Consider the following 17,632-nt stretch of genomic DNA (forward strand, 5'->3'; position numbering starts at 1 on the left):
AGGGAGAAGCAGAATGAAGAAACGAATCTTATCCTTATTGATGGCGGTGTGCATGACCGCGACGCTGCTGACGCTGCCTGCGGGTGCGGCGGCAACGGCGACGGGCTTCACCGACATCAGCGACCATTCCACTGCTGTGGCGGCGGAGTGCCTCCGCCTGCTGGGGGCGATGGACGGCTATGCAGGCGGATCTTTCCAGCCGGAAGGGCAGGTGACTCGCGCCCAGTTTTGTAAAATGGCAACCTTTGTCATTAAGGACGGCGAGAGTCAGCTGAGCCGCTATCGCACCGTCACTGTTTTCCCGGACGTGAAACCCTCTCACTGGGCCGCGCCCTATATTAATCTGGCCTCCGACTCCAACCGGGGTACGGTGGGTGACGACAAGACAGATTACTCTATTATCAAAGGTTATGTGGACGGAAAGTTCCACCCGGAGCGGGTGGTCACGTTCGGTCAGGCGGTTACTATTCTGATGCGGCTTCTGGGCTATACGGACGCCGATATGGGCGGTATCTGGCCGGACGGCTATATGGCCGCGGCCTCTACCGTGGGCCTGACCGACGGATTGAACACCGCCGCGTCCGCGCCCCTCACCCGTGGACTGGCCGCGCGGCTGTTTGTGAATTTACTGCGCAGCAACACAAAGGGCGGCGCGAATTACGGCAGCTCCATCGCCGCCAGCTCTGTGGAGGGAATGCTGACCACGTCCACCGCCACTGGGCCGGACGGCAGCGATACCGCCATGCAGCTGGGCACCACAACGGCTTATGCCATGGCGGGCAACAAGACTTCCACCGGTGCCATGAACGGCATGAAGGGAACCCTTCTGCTGAATAAGGCTGGAAAGGTCATGACCTTTGTCCCGGAAATCACCGGAACCAACCGCACCGTCACCTTTGCCTCCGGTACCACGACGAAGCTCACCACTACCACCGGCGAGAGCTTTACCATCAAGAGCGACACAGCTATGGTGGTAAACGGTGAGCAGAAGACTTGGGCCACTGGCTATACTTGGCTGAATCCCGGTGTGTCTCTGACGCTGTATATCGGCGGAAGCGGCACGGTGGAATACATCTTCGCTGGGGCCAGCACCACATCCTCCGCAGCCGTGGTGGTTTACACCAAGGGGTCTACCGCGGGCTTCAGCGACCTTGCCGGTGGCAACTCCCGCTATACCATTTATAAAAACGGCAGTGCGGCCACGGCCAGCGACATGCGGCCTTACGATGTGGCGATTTACAGCCCTGCCACCAACTCCATCCGGGTGAGCGATACCCGCCTTACCGGTGTGTATGAGAATGCGTCCCCCAGCTTAGCAAATCCCAACAAGATCACTGTGATGGGAACGGAATTTACGGTCCTGTCCACTGCAGCGGACACCATGAGCAAACTCAAGCTGGGCAGCACCATTACATTGCTGCTCACAGAAGACAATCAGGTGGCAGGCGCTGTGGAGGCCGGAACCAGCGGTGCATTGGGCAACGCTGTGGGTACCATCAGCGGCAGCAGCGTGCGTTTGTTGTCGGGCCTTGAGATCAAGGGTGCCTTGACTGTTACCGGAGACGCGCTGAATAAGTTGAAGAATCAGCTGGTTTCCGTGGCTTCTGATCAGAAGGGAAAAGTCTCTGTCGCCCGGATGGTGGGCAGTGTTCCCGGAGATTTGGATGTGGCTGCCCGCAAGGTTGGAAACAAGATGATGGCGGATAACGTGGCGATCTATCAGACGACCTCTACCGGCCTTCAGTCCATCGCGCTTAATAAAATCCCCAGCGCGAAGATCCTTGCGTCCGGCATTGTCTCCTGCCGGACGGACTGGGCCGGCAAGATCGACCTGATCCTGATATCCAGCGTCACGGGCGGCGAGTACCGCTTTGGCCGGCTCAATGGAATTATGAATGACAACGGTCAAATCACAACGGTTAAAATCCTGATGAACGGTGCTGATCTGGGGCCGTTCTCCGCTGGATTTGAGATTGAAGACGATGCGCAGGTTCATGACGGCGACTATGTGGGCGTAATCCTGAACAGGCAGGAGACTATGATTGAAAAGCTCGTGGTTTTGACCAAGTTTACCAACATTCCCAACAGTGCGTGGGCCAGCGTTTCCTCTGTTACCATCGGCGGACGAAGCTATACGGTGCCTTCCGATGTGCTGTGCTACAATAAGGCCAGCGGCAAATGGGTCACGTTGGACGAGGCACGCGCCTTCGCAACTTCCTCTACGGTCTATACGGATAAATCCGGCTATGTCCGCGTGGTGGAAGTTCAGTAATCAAAGCAAATGCATTCGTGAAAGGAGACCGCCTGCGGGCGGTCCCTTTCGCGTATTGCTGCTTGAAAACTGGGAGAGTTTACATAAATTTTGGGATTGACCGCATGGGAGCATATTTGGTATAATTAGCATATTACCCCAGATACGCTCCTGATCCATGTTCTTAGGCTGTGCACCGTATTTGTGTGCTTTTCGGAAAATCCGCAGAGAAGCTGTGGAACACGCGAAGAAATGCGTGAGCATTCCTTTCGATGCAGGAAGTAAAACGGGAAATGACTTTAGACCAAGAGAAATACCGGTCTGGAGTCTTTTTTTGAAGAATACCTCGACATTTTTCGACGATTTAGAAGGGAGAATCTATGGCAAAATTTCGGATTTTCCGCGCTGCGGCCGCACTTACCCTGTCCGCGGCGCTGCTGACGCAACCGATTTCCGCCGCTGCATTTACGGACACCCTCGGCCATTGGGCAGAGAGCGCCATTGAAAAATGGAGCGAGAAATACGGCGTAATCAAAGGCTATGAAGACGCCACATTTCACCCGGACGACCCCATTACCCGGGGAGCGTTCGCGGGGATATTGAACCGCTTCTTGCAGTATCAAAAAATTTCACCCAACAGTACCTTCAAAGATACCTCCGGCGCTTATTGGGAGGATGCAATTCTGCGGCTTCACGCTGCGGGCGTGTACTTAGGAACGGACGGCGCGGCGCGGCTCACCGCCAATATCACGCGCCAGCAGGCGATTACCATGGTGGGTCGTGCGTTCAAGCTGCCGGAGTCTACGGCGGTCCCGGCCTATGCGGACGTGGCTCAGATTGAATCCTATGCTTCCGGATATCTGGGAACCATGGCTGAACGGGGCTACATCACGGACGTTGGAGCGGATAACCGCTTTCGACCCACGGAGCCAATCACACGGGCAGAACTGATTAATCTTCTGAATAATATGGTTGATACGCTGATCCAGCAGAGCGGCGACTATTCCACCAGTACGAAGGGAACGCTGATGATAAACGCCGCAGACGGCGCCACGCTGAACGGCATGAGCATCGGCGGCGACCTGATCATCGCTCCCGGCGTTACCGGCGGCGTGGTTTTGCAGGACGTGACTCTGAGCGGAACCATCCAGAACCTTGGCAGCGCAACCGTGGATCAGTATGCCACCACGCCGCCGGAGAATCCCGGCACCACCACGCCCCCTCCCGCAGAGAATGTTCCCTCCCTGAACTGGACATATATCACCGGGCCGGACGGCAAAAAGATTCCCTATTACGAGGGTGTGCCGGTGAATACCTTCGGTAACGGCAGTTTCTATTGGAACGACGCGGGCCGACTGGTTTACAGCGGTACAGACTTCACAACCCGTTTCGGAATCGACGTCTCCGCCTATCAGAACCGATCTATCCCGAGCAAGACCATTGACTGGAATGCGGCAAAAAATGACGGGGTGGAGTTTGTCTTTGCTCGTATCGGTTTCCGGGGCACCGGCTCCGGTACGCTGAATTCCGACGCATTTTATGCTCAGAATATCGACGGAGCTATGGCTGCGGGTCTTGACACCGGTGTGTACTTTTTCTCGCAGGCAATCACCGTGGCGGAGGCCGTGGAAGAGGCCAACTATGTGCTCTCCCTGCTGGGCGGGCGAAAGCTCACCGCCCCGATAGCCTACGACTGGGAAATGCACGACAGTACCTACCGGGTATACGGCACCAGTTCCGCCATGGCCACCGCCTGTGCCAAGGCATTTTGCGAGACGATTGAGGCGGCGGGCTATCAGGCCATGGTCTACACCAGCAGCTATGTGGCCTATAACAAGTTCGACCTGTCCGTTTTGTCCAAATACCCCGTGTGGTATCCGGAGTATAAGTCCGCCTCGTCCACTGCGCTGTACCCGCAGCTTTACTACCGGCCAAACTATTGGCAGTTCACCAGCAAGGGCAGCGTTGCGGGACTGAGCGGAAATGTGGACTGCAATTTGCAGTTCATCCCGAATTAATCTCCGCTGGATGGCGGGAAAATGCGGATTGAACTTGTCGGCGGGACAAGCCCTGTTTTCAAATTCTTTGAAGGATACAGGTAATTTTGCCTGAGAATTCTTCTGCTGCAAACGGAAGGGACGGCCTTAGGCCGTCCCTTCCGTTTTTAGAGGTTCAAAGCTAGGCAGGGGAGGAAACCTCCAGAAAGACATATTCCAGCGTTCCGGCTTCCACCGCTGCACGCAGACGGGGGCGAATACCCAACGCCAGGTCATCCAAATACCGGGTGGTTTGGCTGGCTTCAATGCCCAGAGCGGCGCAGAGAGACTTTGCGCCGGAACGCAGTGCCGCGTCAGACTCCGCATCGGTCAGGGCGGTGAACCGCGTCTCCAATCTGCGTCGCAGGGGAGTGGGAACGGAGAGGGAGCGGGGGTCCTCTCCCAGCAGGGCCAGACCCAGCGCATTGACCGCTACCGGCTCAAAGAGGTTGACGAGCAGTCTCCGATAGTCCGGGCAGCTTCGCGCCACAATGGCGCGAGCCAGCGCCGGATCAAATTGGCTCAAAAACTTCTGCTCCAGACACAGCCTGCGAAGCCACTCGTTCACATAGTCCACGCCTTGCAATTGTTCTGATACCGGATGGGAAAGCTGGTAATCAATATCACAGGGTACGTTCTGCGCGAAAAAGCGCGGGTCGTACCGCTTCCAAAATCCGCCGATGCTCCGCAGGGTGTCGCTGAGGGAGCGGTTTTCCATTTCCGGCATGGTGAGGCACGCAGTCCGCCAGAGCTGGCGGCTCAACTCCACCTTTTGTTCCAGCCGCCGCCGTCCCAGACGGAACTGCTCCTCCAAATCGGGGGCAAGCAGGATCCGGGGATTTCGATCCGCGCCCAGCGTCAGGCGGATAGATTCCGCCAGCGCCGCCGCCGTTTCTGCTGGGAGGGAAGAGCTTTCCGGCGCATACAGCCGCGCCTGCTGCCTTAAAAGCCGCCAGAGCGCCTCTTGCGCCAGCAGGTCTTCTTCCATGGACAGCGGAGAGCGCTGCGGTAAAAGTTCAGTGTTCATCCACAGCCTCCTGTCCGTATCCCGTCTCGGGATAGAGGGGCTGTTTCGGCGGTGTGGACTCCAGCGCGTCCAGAGAGCCGCCCGCCGCACCGTTGAACCGGGTCGCCATACGGGAGATCAGCGCATCGTCGCCAAGGCGGTCGGCCGTCTCGTTTTTCAGTTCATAGAAAATCGCTTGGAGCCGCGATAGCGTGTTCGCCCAGTCCGATTGCTGAATAAAGGGAGAATCGCAAAATGCCAGCGCCAGTTTTTTCAAAGTCCCACCGCCAAATTCAATTTGCCCCGTCTCGCGCAAGGCTTCCGCTCGGCTTTGCACCAGCATGGATGCCTCGGTGGGGGAGAGGGTCAGGCCGAATTTTTGAGAAATGCGGTTGCTCTCCGCCAGCTCCTTCGCGGCGGCGGTCAACTGGGCGGGAGAGTCTGTCAGACTAAAGTTCATTTTATCACCTCGTATATTCTATACACCTCCGGCGATTTTGGTACAAGACTTGAAATTTTTCCGGATTTGTGGTAATATCGGTATAAAATAAGGCGAAAGATTTGCACGATTGCAAATCTTTTTTTGCTTAAGGAGAGTCCATGGAAACTTATTTCGATATCCATATGACGCCCGACCAGCTTCGGGCTGTCAGCAGCATCGGTCTTGCTCATGTGGGCGATGCCGTGTTTGAGCTGCTGGTCCGTTCCTATCTCTGTGCCGAGGGAAAGGCCACCGGAAAGGGGATGCACCGCGCCACGGTGGCTATCGTCTGCGCCGAATCTCAGGCGCAGCGGGCGGAAAAAATTCTGCCGCTTCTGACGGAGGAGGAGACTGGCGTATTCCGGCGGGGCCGCAACGCCAACGTCCACTCCGTCCCCAGCCACGCCAGCCGCGCACAGTACGCGGAGGCCACGGCGCTGGAAGCCCTGCTGGGTTGGCTGTATCTGTCCGGACGGAAGGAGCGCGTCAGCGAGTTGTTCGGCGTGATGATGGAAGGGGAGAACTGATATGGCGTTGGATGCCATCTGCTTGCAGGCGGTGACGCTGGAGCTGCGTCCGCAGCTTTTGGGCCTGCGCATCGACAAGGTGCAGCAGCCCGCCCGCGATCAGGTCATTTTGCTGCTGCGGGGCGGCCTGCGGCTATTGCTGAATGCCGGGGCCAACAATCCCCGCATTCATCTCACTGCCCAGCTCCGAGACAATCCGGCGGAGCCGCCCATGTTCTGTATGCTGCTGCGCAAGCATCTGGTGGGAGCACGGGTGGCCGCGCTGAGCCAGCCGGGACTGGAGCGTTTGCTGGAGTTGGAGCTGGACGTTACCGACGATTTCGGTCAGCCCGGAAAGCGGACGCTGGTGCTGGAGGCCATGGGCCGTCACTCCAACCTCATCCTGCTGGACGAGGATCGGCGGGTGATCGAATGTCTGCGCCGGGTGGACCCGGAGATGTCCGCCGAGCGGCCTGTCTTACCGGGACTTTTCTATCAATACCCGCCCGCTCACGGAAAGACGTACCTCTCCGATGCGACGGAGGATCACTTTTTTGACCAGTTGGCTGCCGCCAATCCGGAACGGCAGATGGACGCGTTCTTGCTGGATTGCTTTTTCGGGGTTTCGCCGTTGATGGCACGGGAACTGACGTTTCGAACAACAGGGGAGACGGACAGTCGGATTTTTTCACTTGATGAAGCAGGAAAACGGCGCTTTTGGCAGGAAATTGCCGAATTGCAAGCGGCTGTAAAGGAGAATTCCTTTGCTCCGATTTCCCTCTGGCGGGATGGAAAACCTATGGAATTTTCCTGCGTTCCCATCGTGCAATACGGCGAATTAGTGGAAAGCCGGACGTACCCCAGCTTCTCTGCGCTGATGGATGATTTCTATGAGTCCCGGGAGCGGCAGGAGCGCATCCGCCAGCGGGGAGCCGACCTGATCCGCACCGCCAGCGGTGCGCGGGACCGTCTGCGGCGGAAGCTGGCGATGCAGGAGAAGGACTATGCCGCCACCCAGGATCGGGATGTTTTGCGCCTGAGCGGAGAATTAATTACCGCGAATCTTTACCGCATGGAGCGGGGACAGAGTAAGGTGACCTGCGAAAACTACTATGACGAAAACCGGGAACTGACGATTGTGCTGGATCCCCTGCTCACGCCCCAAGAAAACGCGGCGAAGTACTTCAAACGGTACGCCAAGGCGAAGACCGCTGAAAAGTATCTAAAAGAGCAAATGGAGATCGCCCGGCGGGATGCGGCGTATCTGGAAAGCGTGCTGGAGGAGATCGCCGAGGCGGAGACGGAGCAGGACTTCAACGACATTCGCTCCGAGCTGAAGGATGCTGGATTTCTCCGTCAGAAGGGCCGAGAGAAAAAGGGGCTGCAGCGTCCGGCAAAGCCCCGGGAATTTTGTACCACGGCGGGCCTCAAGGTTCTGGTGGGGCGAAACAACCGGCAAAACGACAAGTTGACGAGGGACGCGGATCACCGGGACGTCTGGTTCCACACCCAAAAGATCCACGGCTCCCATGTCATCCTCTGCACCGGCGGAAAAGAGCCAGACCGGGACAGTATCGTGGAGGCGGCGAAGTTGGCTGCATGGTACTCCCAAGCCCGGGAGAGCGGCAATGTGCCGGTGGATTTTACGCAGGTCAAAAATGTAAAAAAGCCCGCCGGAGCAAGGCCGGGGATGGTAATCTACTCCACCTGCGAGACGGTGAACGTCACGCCGGAGGAGGAAATGGTGAAGCGTTTGGCGGGAAAATGACAACGCAGTCTGCGTCTGTTTTCCGGAGGCGCAATGACCACTTCGATCTCCCAATGCAACGCCTTTAAAATGCACGAACAAAAAACGAAGGTCCTCCAAATGCCATAGCATTTGGAGGGCCTTGGTATATTTATTACGAGTAGGACCGGTAAATTTCGGCGATTGGCCTCGTTGGTGCTCTTGCCGCGTGCCAGCCCAGACGTGTCATCCGTGTCACGGCGTATAAGGATTATTTCGGATGGATGCTGTGTTTCTATCAGAAATCAGCATTCCAAACTGTATCATACTTTTTTCATATGTGCCCCAGCGGACTTCAACATCAGCTTTTTAGTCCCCTTTGTCTCAAAAGCCACTTCAATCAGTGCGTCGCCGCCCATGGGCTTCACGGACAGTACCGTGCCCTTGCCGAAGGCGGTGTGCTCCACCCCATCACCCTGTGCCACCTCCATCAGCGGCTGGGCCGTTGGGCTTGCCGCCGATGGCTTCGCCGCAGGCCGCGAGGCCGCGCCGCCGGGATAGGGACGGAAATTTCCGCCGCTGCGGTTTACGCGCACTTCTCCACCGGAGGGATTCCCTCCATAGCCGCCGACCCCTAAGCCGCTGCGGTTCACGCGCATTCCTCCGCCAGAGGAGCTCCCAGCAGAGTCGCCGAACCGGCTGGAAAAGCTGTTTCCGCCAAAGCTGTCGGATGTGTCTCCAAAACTGTCCCAGTTGTCCTCCGCGCTGACGGATCGAACCTCCGGACGGCCTGCCCATTCGTAATTTTCCTCTGGCAGCTCGTCCAAAAACCGGGAGGGCCGGTTGGCGCTGGTGCGGCCGTAAAGCATACGCTGGCGAGCGTTGGTCAGTGTCAGATGTTCCTTGGCCCGGGTCATGGCCACGTAACACAGCCGCCGTTCCTCCTCTAACTCGTCCATGTCGAACATGGAATTCATGCCGGGGAAAATTCCATCTTCCATACCCACCACATAGACGCTGGGAAACTCCAGCCCCTTGGCGGAGTGGATGGTCATGAGCGTCACGCAGTCGTCGCTGCCGTCCATGGAGTCCAGATCGGTGTACAGCGCAATCTCATTCAAAAAGCCGGACAGGGTTGCGTCCTCAGGGCCGCTTGCCAAGAAGCCCGCGATACTGGACTTCAATTCCTGTACGTTTTCCAGCCGGCCCCGGCTCTCCATGTCGTTTTTCTCCTCCAGCGCCCGGACATAACCCGTCTGGTCGCACACCGCGTCGTAAAACTCCGGCAGGGCCAGCGTACCGCCTAATTTTCGCAGTCCATCCACCAAATCTGCGAATTTCAACAGCTTTGCTGCCGGGGATTTCAGTTCTGGGAACAGGTCCGCATTGCGCATGACCTCGTAAAGTGAAATTCCTTGCTGGGATGCGACAGCGCTCACTTTTTCCATGCTGGTGTTGCCAATGCCTCGAATCGGAACGTTGATGATGCGCCGCAGGCGCAAATCGTCCAGCGGGTTGTTCAGCACGCAGAGATAGGCCAGCATGTCCTTGACTTCCGCCCGGTCATAGAACTTGGTGCCGCCTACCACCTTGTAGGGCATTCCGTTGCGCCGCAGGGCATATTCCAGCGCGTTGGATTGGGCGTTCATGCGGTAGAGCACCGCGCAGTCCGAAAACTTTCGTCCCCGGTTCACCTGCATCATGATGTCGCCCACTACGAAGTTGGCCTCGTCCGCTTCACTGTAATTCGTGCGGATCGTCACCTTGTCGCCGCTGCCGTTGTCGGTCCAAAGGGTCTTGCCCTTGCGGCCCTGATTGTTTTGAATGACGGCGTTGGCCGCGTCCAGAATGTTCTGGGTAGAGCGGTAATTTTGCTCCAGCCGGATAGTGCGAGCGTTTTTGTACTGCTTTTCAAAGTTCAGGATGTTCTCAATATTCGCGCCACGGAAACGGTAGATGGATTGGTCGTCGTCGCCCACCACGCAGAGATTTTTCCGCCCGCCTGCAAGCAAAGAGGTGAGCAGATACTGCAAATGGTTTGTGTCCTGATATTCGTCCACCAGCACATAACGGAATTTTTTCTGATAATATTCCCGCACCTCGGCGTCCTTTTGCAGCAGTTCCACGGTGTGGAAAATAATGTCGTCAAAGTCCAGCGCGTTGGCGGCTCGGAGTTTTTCCGCATACCGCGCGTAGATTTTGGCGATGCGGGACATTTTCCAGTCTCCCGCGTCCTGATACTGCTTGGCAAAGTCCTGCGGCGTCTCATAGCGATCCCGGGACTTGCTGATAATCCCCAGCAGCTCCTTGGGCGGAAAGGCCTTCTCGTCGTAGTTCAGTTCCTTGACGATGTCCTTCAGCACTCGTTTGGAGTCATCGGTGTCGTAGATGGTAAAGTCCTTTTGAAAGCCGATCCGCTCAATGTCCCGCCGCAGGATGCGCACGCAGGCGGAGTGGAAGGTGGAGGCCCAGATGTCGTTCGCCACCGGCCCCAAACTGGCCGCCAAGCGGTCTTTCAGTTCTCCCGCCGCCTTGTTGGTGAAGGTGATGGCGATGATCTCCCAAGGACGGGGCACGTCCAATGCGCACAGGCGGACGGCCCGCCGCCGGTCCTCCGGCTCTGGATTCTCCGGCAGGTGTTCAAGGAAAGCCAGATCATCCTCCGTGGCGTTCACCACCTCGTCGGAGTCGCTGCCCCGGCCGTATGTTAAAAGGTTGTAGACCCGCTGGATGAGGACGGTGGTCTTGCCGCTGCCTGCTCCCGCCAGCAGCAGGAGAGGACCCTCTGTGGTCATGGCGGCTTGCCGCTGCATGGGGTTGAGCCGCTGAAAGTCCCGGGAGATCACGGCCTTCCGGGCGGCGGCATAGCGTGTTTCAAAGTCTGTCATATGTTCACCAGTTTTCTATAATCTCAAAGACCATTTTAGGACAAAAGCCCAGCCGGGTCAACCGTTGGATCACTTTTTCAGGGGGTAGAGCAGGTCCTCAAAGCTCTTGATGTACACGTCGCAAAAGCCGCGCATCTCCGGCTCATCGGCGGCAAAAAAATTGTCGTATACACCCACTGCCCGCATTTTTGCGGCGCGTGCGCCCTTGCAGGCGGCAATGCTGTCGTCAAAAATGGTGCAGTCCTCCGGCCGGACGCCGCACTCCTTGGCGGCGTGCAGCCAGATGTCGGGATTTTGCTTTTCAAGGCCCAGATCGTGGGCAAACACGATACGCTCAAAATACTTTTCCAGATCAAGATGGCTCAGCGCGGTGCGGCAGTGGGCGGGTACGCTGCTGGTGACCACCGCCATCCGCCGCCCTTCCGCCTTGCACTGGCGCAGATATGCCCGCACGCCGGGCTTGATGGGCACATGCTCATAGAGATTTCCCGCCAAGGCCATCCACTCTGCCACGATCTCCTCCGGAGACTCGCTGAGGTGGCAGAACTCCTTGGTAAACACCGCCGCCTTGGGCATGATGGTGTGGGCCACGCCCTCATAGTAGGCATGGGTATAGGGAAGGCCCCGCCTGGCCAGAAATTCCCGATCCACATCCTTCCAGATGCGGTTGGAATCGGTCAGTGTGCCGTCCATATCAAATAAAAACATTGTCATTCCTCCGTTTCCAGCCAAAACCGCCAAGGGAAATCCTTCGCTTCCTCTGCGTAATCCACGCCCACGCGCGGCCCCGCGCACATGTGTTCCCGTTTTGCGAGAAGGCGGGGAAGACCCACGTCTTCAGGACTTTCGCAGAGAAACAGCGTGTCTCCCGTCAGGTCCAGGCCATTATCTGCGGTGGTAAGTGATAATGCTTTACAGAGCTTGCCCGGCCCGTTTAAAAAGTTTTTTCGCTGATAGGCAGTGAGCTTGTCCCCGCACGATGGCCCAAACCGCAGGCGGCGAATGGTATCCGTCCCTGATATTGCCTCCAGTCCCCGAATCAAAACGGCGGAAGGCTCGCCGTCCGGCTCCGTCACGAGATTCAGGCAGTGGTGCATACCATAGATCAAGTAGAGGTAGGCGTGGCCCGGCGGGCCGAACATCACGGCGTTCCGGGCGGTGCGATGATAACCGTAGGCATGGCAGGCCTTGTCGCAGCGGCCTACGTAGCCTTCCGTTTCTGTGATGCGGCAGACCAGCGTCTCGCCGTCTAAGACCCGCACCAGCAGTTTGCCAAGCAGATCTTGGGCGATTTTGACCGTGTCGCCCAGATAATATTCGCGGGGAAGCCTTGCCATTTTCTCACCTCAGTGTTAAAATAATAGAATTTCACGGCACTTTTGGCAGCTAATTAATCTGCCGCGCCGACGGTGTAAAAGCATTCTATCATTTTTAGAGAGTGGGAGCAAGAGTCATGCAGAAAACCAGTTTTGTCCGCCAGAACATCCTGCCGGTGCTGGCGGCGTTCATTTGGGGTACGTCTTTCGTGGCCCAGAGCGTGGGCGCGGACTATGTGGAGCCGTTTACCTTCAACGCCGCCCGGTCAGCCATTGCGTTCATCTTTTTGCTGGCTTTGTGCGCGGTGTTCCGCTTCAGGAGGAAAAAAGACTTTGAGGCGCAGGCAAAGCCCCGGCCCCATTACCGCCGGGATCTGGTCATCGGCGGCCTTTGCTGCGGCGCGGCCCTGACGTTGGGGGCCAATCTTCAGCAAAAGGGCATTGAGACGACCACCTCCGGTAAAGCGGGATTTATCACCGCACTGTACATCGTGATTGTCCCCATTCTTGGCATTTTCCTGAAAAAGAAGGTGGGGAAAATGGTCTGGGGCAGCGTGGCGCTGGCGGTCGGGGGATTGTATTGCCTGTGCATCCAGCAGGGTTCCTCCATCGCGGCCGGAGATTTTTATATCTTTCTGTGCTCCCTCTGCTTTTCCGCCCACATTTTAATTATTGACCATTTCACGCAGAAGGTGGATGGCATGGAACTGTCCTGCGCTCAGTTTTTTGTGGCGGCGGTCCTCTCCGCTGTTGGTATGCTGGCCACGGAACAGCCGACGTGGGAGGCACTGCGCCTGTGCGTCGGGCCGCTGCTATTTGTGGGCATTTTCTCCAGCGGCGTTGCGTACACACTGCAAATTCTGGCCCAAAGAGACTCCAACCCCACCGTGGTGTCGCTCCTTTTGAGTTTGGAGTCTGTGTTCGCCACTGTGGCGGGGGCGGTGGTGCTTGGGGACCGGATGAGCGGCAGGGAGTATTTTGGCTGCTTTTTGATGCTGACCGCAGTGGTTCTGGCGCAGATCCCCGTGAAGGAGAAGCAAGTGGCTGTGGTCGAGGTGGAAGAAGCGGAAGAAGAACCACTTCCGCCGGAAACCTGAGCGCATTTCCCGGCGCGGACACCTGCGACTTGAAAAGGCTGAATGAGCAGACCGACAGGGGGCATACGCCCCCTGTTTCTCTTCGCGGACGGGTGAACCAAGCGGGAAGCCGCGCTGGATTTTTGAATGGACAAAATAAGAGCGATATGCTATAATGCAAAACTGTATGAGTATGCGAAAGATACGAGGTGTTTCCATGCGGATCAATGTGCTGGGCGTTGGCTTTGACAATCTGACTATGGCGGAAGCTGTGGCGGAGGGACAACGTCTTTTGAATACGGCGGGCGCCCACTATGTGGCGACCCCCAATCCGGAGATCGTGGAGGTCTGTCGGGAGTCGGAGGAGGCGAGAGCCGCCGTCAATGGTGCGGATTTGGTGCTGCCGGACGGAATCGGCGTGATTAAAGGCGCGGCGATGCTGGGGACTCCCTTGAAAGAAAAAACGCCGGGAATTGAATTTGCCGGGCATTTAGTGGAGAAAATGGCAGAGGAGGGAAAATCCCTCTATCTGCTGGGGGCAAAGCCCGGCGTGGCAGAGGAAGCGGGAGAGCGGCTGCGCGCGAAGTATCCCGGACTGAAGATCGCCGGCGCGCATGACGGATACTTTCAGGAAGACGCCCCCGTGGTGGAAGCCATCCGCCAAAGCGGGGCGGACTGTGTATTCGTGTGCCTTGGCGCACCGAAGCAGGAGCTGTGGATGGCGAAAAACGGCGAAGCCACCGGAGCCCATCTGCTCTGCGGTCTGGGCGGAAGTTTGGACGTGTTTGCAGGCCGGGTGGAGCGGGCGCCGGAATTCTGGTCCCGCCACGGACTGGAGTGGTTTTACCGCCTGTGCAAAGAGCCCAGCCGCATTGGGCGGATGATGAAGCTGCCGCTGTTTCTGGTACATGTCAAGCAGGAGAAGGGACGGCGGAAATGAGCGGAAAATTAATCGTGTTCGAGGGGACCGACGGTTCCGGCAAGGCCACACAGGCCGGATTGCTGGGAGCAACGATGAAAGAGCGGGGTGTTTCCTTTCAGGAGATTGACTTTCCCCGGTATGGCAACCCCTTTGCAGAACCGGCCAAGCTGTATCTGGACGGAGAACTGGGAAAAAAACCCGGCGATGTCAGTGCCTACGCCGCTTCCACACTGTATGCTGTGGATCGGTACGCCTCCTATAAGCAGGACTGGGGGGCGGCCTATGAGGCCGGAACGCTGATTTTAGCAAACCGTTATACCACGTCCAACGCGGTGCATCAGGCCAGCAAGCTGCAGCCCGCCGAGCGAAGGGAATTTCTGGACTGGCTGTTTGATTTGGAGTATCACCGTCTGGGCCTTCCAAAGCCGGATCTGGTGCTGTATCTGGACCTGCCGACGGAACTTTCCGAGCAGATGCTCCGTCAAAGAGAGCATAATACCGGCGTGAAGGCGGACATTCATGAGCAGGACGACGCTTATCTGCGCAACTGCCGGATGAATGCCCGGCAGATCGCACGGGATCTGGGCTGGACCATGATTCACTGCGCACGGGACGGCAAAGTCCGCTCTGTGGAGGACATTCACACGGAGGTCTGGCAGAAGGTGAAAAAATACCTGTAAAGCCTGTCCGGTTTTTCATCCGGCAAAACGGGACGCATCGCGTCCCGCCTGCCCATGAAGTTGGATTAGCAGCAGCCGTCATTGCAGCCACAGCCGCCGTTGCAGCCGCAACCGCCGTTGTTTCCGCAGCCGCTGTTGCTCCCGCAGAAGCCGTTTCCGCCGCAGCAGCACAGAATCAGAACGACAATGATGATGAGCCACAGACAGGAGCAATTGTTATTCCCCGAGTTAAAGCACATGTATTTGTCACCTCACTTCAAGTCTTTGCAACAGTCTATGCGGCGAGGTGCCAAAGGGAAACTTGGCCATCAAAATTTTTTACACACCGCGAGATCACAGGAGGTATGACAGAGTATGTCTGAATTCAACAATCAGGAAACCGCCAGCTGGGATACGAACCGGGTGCGCCGCGGCGAGGAAATGTCCCGGCGCGGAAGCAGAGAACCGGAAAGACCTCACCGCCGCCGCCGTCACAAGCGCTTTCTCAGCGGGTGGAAGTACGCGCTGTTTGTGGGGCTGACCTCCGTGCTGTTGGCGGGCGTGGGCTGGCTGCTCGTGAACGACTTCTGCGCGTTCAGCAAGGAAGACATCACAGCCACCGTTCAGGTCACTGCGGACGACGATCTGAAAAGCGTTGCCAACAAGCTCCACGACGCTGGGCTGATTCAGTATAAGTGGTTCTTCAAATTTTTTGGGGGTCTTGCCAACGCCAACGACAAGATCGGTATTGGCAGCTATAAGCTCAGCACCGAGATGGACTACATGGCGCTGATCAACGCCATGCACAACTCCTCCGGCGGCATGAACACAGACACTGTCCGCATCACAATCCCGGAGGGATATACTGTTCAGCAGATTATCGCGCTCTTGGCGAAAAACGGCGTTAATACGGAGGAGAGTCTGACCGAAGCTGCCCAGACCGCCACGTTTAACTATGACTTCATTGACAACACCTCGCAGGATATCTCCCGTCTGGAGGGCTATCTCTTCCCGGACACCTATGATTTCTATGTAAACGAAAAACCCGAAAGCGCTCTGCGCCGGCTGATCGCCAACTTTACCACAAAGATGGACGAGGATCTCATGAGCGAAGTGGAGGCCTCGGGCCATAGTCTGAAGGAAATCGTCACCGTGGCGTCTCTGATCGAAAAGGAGACGGCGGGCAACGACCAGAAGACCATTGCCTCTGTTATTTACAACCGTCTGGCGGATACCGGAAGCCACGGCACCTATGGAATGCTTCAGGTGGACGCATCGCTGCTGTATGCACTGCCGGGCCACGAGGGCGCCATTACCAACGACGACAAAAAGGTGGATTCCAAGTACAACCTCTATAAGTACGCTGGTTTGTCGCCCACGCCCATCGCCAACCCGGGCCTTGCCTCTTTGAAAGCGGCGCTGGAGCCGGAGTCCACCGGATACTATTTCTACGCGCTGGGGAAGGACGGAACCCACCACTTCTCCGCCACCCTTCAGGAGCACAACAGCTTTATCAACAGTGATCAGTATGTGGGAAGCTAAACGACCGGAACTACTGTGTCCGGCAGGGGACATCGAGCGGCTGAAAATGGCGGTAGCTTATGGCGCGGACGCAGTTTATCTGGCGGGGACTAGTTTTGGAATGCGCTCCTTTGCCGGAAACTTTAAGGATGAGGAACTGCCCACGGCGGTGGCGTACGCCCACAGCCGCGGCGTTAAAGTCCACTGCACGGTGAATACCATGCCCCGCAACGACGAGGCGGCCCGCCTTCCGGCGCATCTGGAAAAACTCCAGAGCGCCGGGGTAGACGCGCTGATCGTGGCGGATATGGGGGTCTTCACACTGGCGGGCAAATACGCGCCTAACTGCCAGCGTCACATTTCCACGCAGGCCAGCATCGCCAACTACGAATGCGCCCGGGCGTGGCACGATCTGGGCGCGCAGCGCGTCATTCTGGCGCGGGAAGTGAGTTTGGACGAGATACGGGAGATTCGGGCGAAGACGCCGCCGTCTCTGGAGATTGAGTGCTTTGTCCACGGGGCCATGTGCGTCAGCTATTCGGGCCGATGCCTGCTCAGCAGCTATATGACCGGTCGGGATTCCAACCGGGGCGCGTGTGCCCAGCCCTGCCGGTACCAGTACGCGCTGATGGAGGAAAAGCGTCCCGGCGAGTATTTTCCGGTGTACGAGGATGAAAAGGGTACGTATATCATGAACTCCCGGGACATGTGCATGATCGACCATCTGGACGACCTGTGCGATGCCGGAGTCAGCAGTCTGAAGATTGAGGGGCGCGCAAAGTCCGCGTATTACGCGGCGATTGTCACCGGTGCATACCGCCACTGTCTGGACGACGTACTGGCCGGAAAGCCCATCGACCCCGTGTGGCGGGATGAGGTGGAGCATGTCAGCCATCGCCGCTATTCCACCGGCTTTTTCTATGGCCAGCCGGGGCAGTATATTAAGAATTCACGTTACATCAGAGAATGGCAAGTGGAAGCACTTGTCTTAGACTGCGATGAAAACGGAAACGCCACGCTCTCATTACGGAACAAAATGGTTACCGGGGAGGAAGTGGAAGTCGTCGGACCGGACTGCCGCCCCTTCTCCATGACCATACCGGAGATGCGGGGAGCGGACGGCGAAGCGGTTCGGGAGATCAAAACGCCCCAGACCGTATTTCAGATGAAACTACCCCGTCCGGTGCCGCCGCTGTCATTGGTGCGGCACGCCGTAGAGCTGTCGCCGGATAAGGAATGACCTC

15 protein-coding genes are annotated in these 17,632 nt (G+C 57.4%); 9 read left to right on the forward strand and 6 right to left on the reverse strand.

The annotated features are described in order from the left end of the window. Positions 1-13 precede the first annotated feature (13 nt). Both ON16_RS08610 and ON16_RS08615 read left to right on the forward strand, forming a co-directional pair. A complete protein-coding gene (locus ON16_RS08610; RefSeq protein ID WP_040661287.1) occupies positions 14-2,272 on the forward strand; it encodes an S-layer homology domain-containing protein in 2,259 nt (752 codons plus the stop codon). A gap of 359 nt (positions 2,273-2,631) precedes the next feature. Then, complete coding sequence (locus ON16_RS08615; protein WP_040661288.1) at positions 2,632-4,269, forward strand: GH25 family lysozyme; 1,638 nt, start codon at positions 2,632-2,634, stop codon at positions 4,267-4,269. Positions 4,270-4,429: 160 nt separating this feature from the next. Here ON16_RS08615 and ON16_RS08620 read toward each other — a convergent pair whose 3' ends face one another. Beyond that, positions 4,430-5,314 carry a DUF6179 domain-containing protein gene (locus ON16_RS08620; RefSeq protein ID WP_040661289.1) on the reverse strand — a complete coding sequence of 295 codons (885 nt, stop codon included), beginning with the start codon at positions 5,312-5,314 and terminating at the stop codon, positions 4,430-4,432. Further along, the gene (locus ON16_RS08625; protein WP_051131641.1) at positions 5,304-5,753 is read right to left on the reverse strand and encodes a DUF6323 family protein; all 450 of its coding nucleotides are present in this window, start codon (positions 5,751-5,753) and stop codon (positions 5,304-5,306) included. The genes ON16_RS08620 and ON16_RS08625 overlap by 11 nt, the downstream gene beginning before the upstream one ends. Positions 5,754-5,893: 140 nt before the next feature. Here ON16_RS08625 and ON16_RS08630 point away from each other — a divergent pair, with 140 nt between their 5' ends. Both ON16_RS08630 and ON16_RS08635 read left to right on the forward strand, forming a co-directional pair. After that, positions 5,894-6,301, forward strand: a complete 408-nt coding sequence (locus ON16_RS08630; RefSeq protein ID WP_040661290.1) for a Mini-ribonuclease 3 — start codon at positions 5,894-5,896, stop codon at positions 6,299-6,301. 1 nt (position 6,302) lies between these two features. Continuing rightward, positions 6,303-8,048, forward strand: coding sequence for an Rqc2 family fibronectin-binding protein (locus ON16_RS08635; RefSeq protein ID WP_040661291.1), 1,746 nt, complete (start codon positions 6,303-6,305; stop codon positions 8,046-8,048). Between the two features lie 281 nt (positions 8,049-8,329). On the opposite strand, the gene ON16_RS08640 is transcribed toward ON16_RS08635, so the two are convergent. The 3 genes from ON16_RS08640 to ON16_RS08650 all read right to left on the reverse strand — a co-directional run bounded on the left by ON16_RS08640 (position 8,330) and on the right by ON16_RS08650 (position 12,231). Next, complete coding sequence (locus ON16_RS08640) at positions 8,330-10,894, reverse strand: ATP-dependent helicase (protein ID WP_040661292.1); 2,565 nt, start codon at positions 10,892-10,894, stop codon at positions 8,330-8,332. Between the two features lie 69 nt (positions 10,895-10,963). Further along, positions 10,964-11,602, reverse strand: coding sequence for an HAD family hydrolase (locus ON16_RS08645; protein WP_040661293.1), 639 nt, complete (start codon positions 11,600-11,602; stop codon positions 10,964-10,966). 2 nt (positions 11,603-11,604) lie between these two features. Beyond that, a complete protein-coding gene (locus ON16_RS08650; protein ID WP_040661294.1) occupies positions 11,605-12,231 on the reverse strand; it encodes a DNA-3-methyladenine glycosylase in 627 nt (208 codons plus the stop codon). Positions 12,232-12,347: 116 nt separating this feature from the next. Here ON16_RS08650 and ON16_RS08655 point away from each other — a divergent pair, with 116 nt between their 5' ends. From ON16_RS08655 to ON16_RS08665, 3 genes are all read left to right on the forward strand, one after another. Next, the gene (locus ON16_RS08655; RefSeq protein WP_040661295.1) at positions 12,348-13,307 is read left to right on the forward strand and encodes a DMT family transporter; all 960 of its coding nucleotides are present in this window, start codon (positions 12,348-12,350) and stop codon (positions 13,305-13,307) included. 196 nt (positions 13,308-13,503) lie between these two features. After that, entirely contained in the window at positions 13,504-14,226 is a 723-nt protein-coding gene (locus ON16_RS08660) for a WecB/TagA/CpsF family glycosyltransferase (RefSeq protein ID WP_040661296.1), read from the forward strand. Then, entirely contained in the window at positions 14,223-14,888 is a 666-nt protein-coding gene (locus ON16_RS08665) for a dTMP kinase (RefSeq protein WP_040661297.1), read from the forward strand. The genes ON16_RS08660 and ON16_RS08665 overlap by 4 nt, the downstream gene beginning before the upstream one ends. Before the next feature lie 65 nt (positions 14,889-14,953). On the opposite strand, the gene ON16_RS15920 is transcribed toward ON16_RS08665, so the two are convergent. Beyond that, a complete protein-coding gene (locus ON16_RS15920) occupies positions 14,954-15,127 on the reverse strand; it encodes a hypothetical protein (RefSeq protein WP_162829301.1) in 174 nt (57 codons plus the stop codon). Between the two features lie 115 nt (positions 15,128-15,242). Between ON16_RS15920 and mltG the strand changes: the two genes are divergently transcribed. Together mltG and ON16_RS08675 are read left to right on the forward strand one after the other, a co-directional pair. Beyond that, on the forward strand, positions 15,243-16,409 hold the full coding sequence (gene mltG / locus ON16_RS08670) for an endolytic transglycosylase MltG (protein WP_040661298.1): 1,167 nt from the start codon (positions 15,243-15,245) through the stop codon (positions 16,407-16,409). Further along, a complete protein-coding gene (locus ON16_RS08675) occupies positions 16,396-17,628 on the forward strand; it encodes a peptidase U32 family protein (RefSeq protein WP_040661299.1) in 1,233 nt (410 codons plus the stop codon). Before mltG ends, ON16_RS08675 begins: the two co-directional genes overlap by 14 nt. Positions 17,629-17,632: the final 4 nt, after the last annotated feature.

The organism is Oscillibacter ruminantium GH1, assembly GCF_000307265.1.
Classification (GTDB): Bacteria; Bacillota; Clostridia; order Oscillospirales; family Oscillospiraceae; genus Oscillibacter; species Oscillibacter ruminantium.

Bases quoted from the DNA above. Each gene is read 5' to 3' on its own strand.
- ON16_RS08610 (WP_040661287.1), top strand. From the start codon at position 14: ATGAAGAAACGAATCTTATCCTTATTGATGGCGGTGTGCATGACCGCG.
- ON16_RS08615 (WP_040661288.1), top strand. From the start codon at position 2,632: ATGGCAAAATTTCGGATTTTCCGCGCTGCGGCCGCACTTACCCTGTCC.
- ON16_RS08620 (WP_040661289.1), bottom strand. From the start codon at position 5,314: ATGAACACTGAACTTTTACCGCAGCGCTCTCCGCTGTCCATGGAAGAA.
- ON16_RS08625 (WP_051131641.1), bottom strand. From the start codon at position 5,753: ATGAACTTTAGTCTGACAGACTCTCCCGCCCAGTTGACCGCCGCCGCG.
- ON16_RS08630 (WP_040661290.1), top strand. From the start codon at position 5,894: ATGGAAACTTATTTCGATATCCATATGACGCCCGACCAGCTTCGGGCT.
- ON16_RS08635 (WP_040661291.1), top strand. From the start codon at position 6,303: ATGGCGTTGGATGCCATCTGCTTGCAGGCGGTGACGCTGGAGCTGCGT.
- ON16_RS08640 (WP_040661292.1), bottom strand. From the start codon at position 10,894: ATGACAGACTTTGAAACACGCTATGCCGCCGCCCGGAAGGCCGTGATC.
- ON16_RS08645 (WP_040661293.1), bottom strand. From the start codon at position 11,602: ATGTTTTTATTTGATATGGACGGCACACTGACCGATTCCAACCGCATC.
- ON16_RS08650 (WP_040661294.1), bottom strand. From the start codon at position 12,231: ATGGCAAGGCTTCCCCGCGAATATTATCTGGGCGACACGGTCAAAATC.
- ON16_RS08655 (WP_040661295.1), top strand. From the start codon at position 12,348: ATGCAGAAAACCAGTTTTGTCCGCCAGAACATCCTGCCGGTGCTGGCG.
- ON16_RS08660 (WP_040661296.1), top strand. From the start codon at position 13,504: ATGCGGATCAATGTGCTGGGCGTTGGCTTTGACAATCTGACTATGGCG.
- ON16_RS08665 (WP_040661297.1), top strand. From the start codon at position 14,223: ATGAGCGGAAAATTAATCGTGTTCGAGGGGACCGACGGTTCCGGCAAG.
- ON16_RS15920 (WP_162829301.1), bottom strand. From the start codon at position 15,127: ATGTGCTTTAACTCGGGGAATAACAATTGCTCCTGTCTGTGGCTCATC.
- mltG (WP_040661298.1), top strand. From the start codon at position 15,243: ATGTCTGAATTCAACAATCAGGAAACCGCCAGCTGGGATACGAACCGG.
- ON16_RS08675 (WP_040661299.1), top strand. From the start codon at position 16,396: ATGTGGGAAGCTAAACGACCGGAACTACTGTGTCCGGCAGGGGACATC.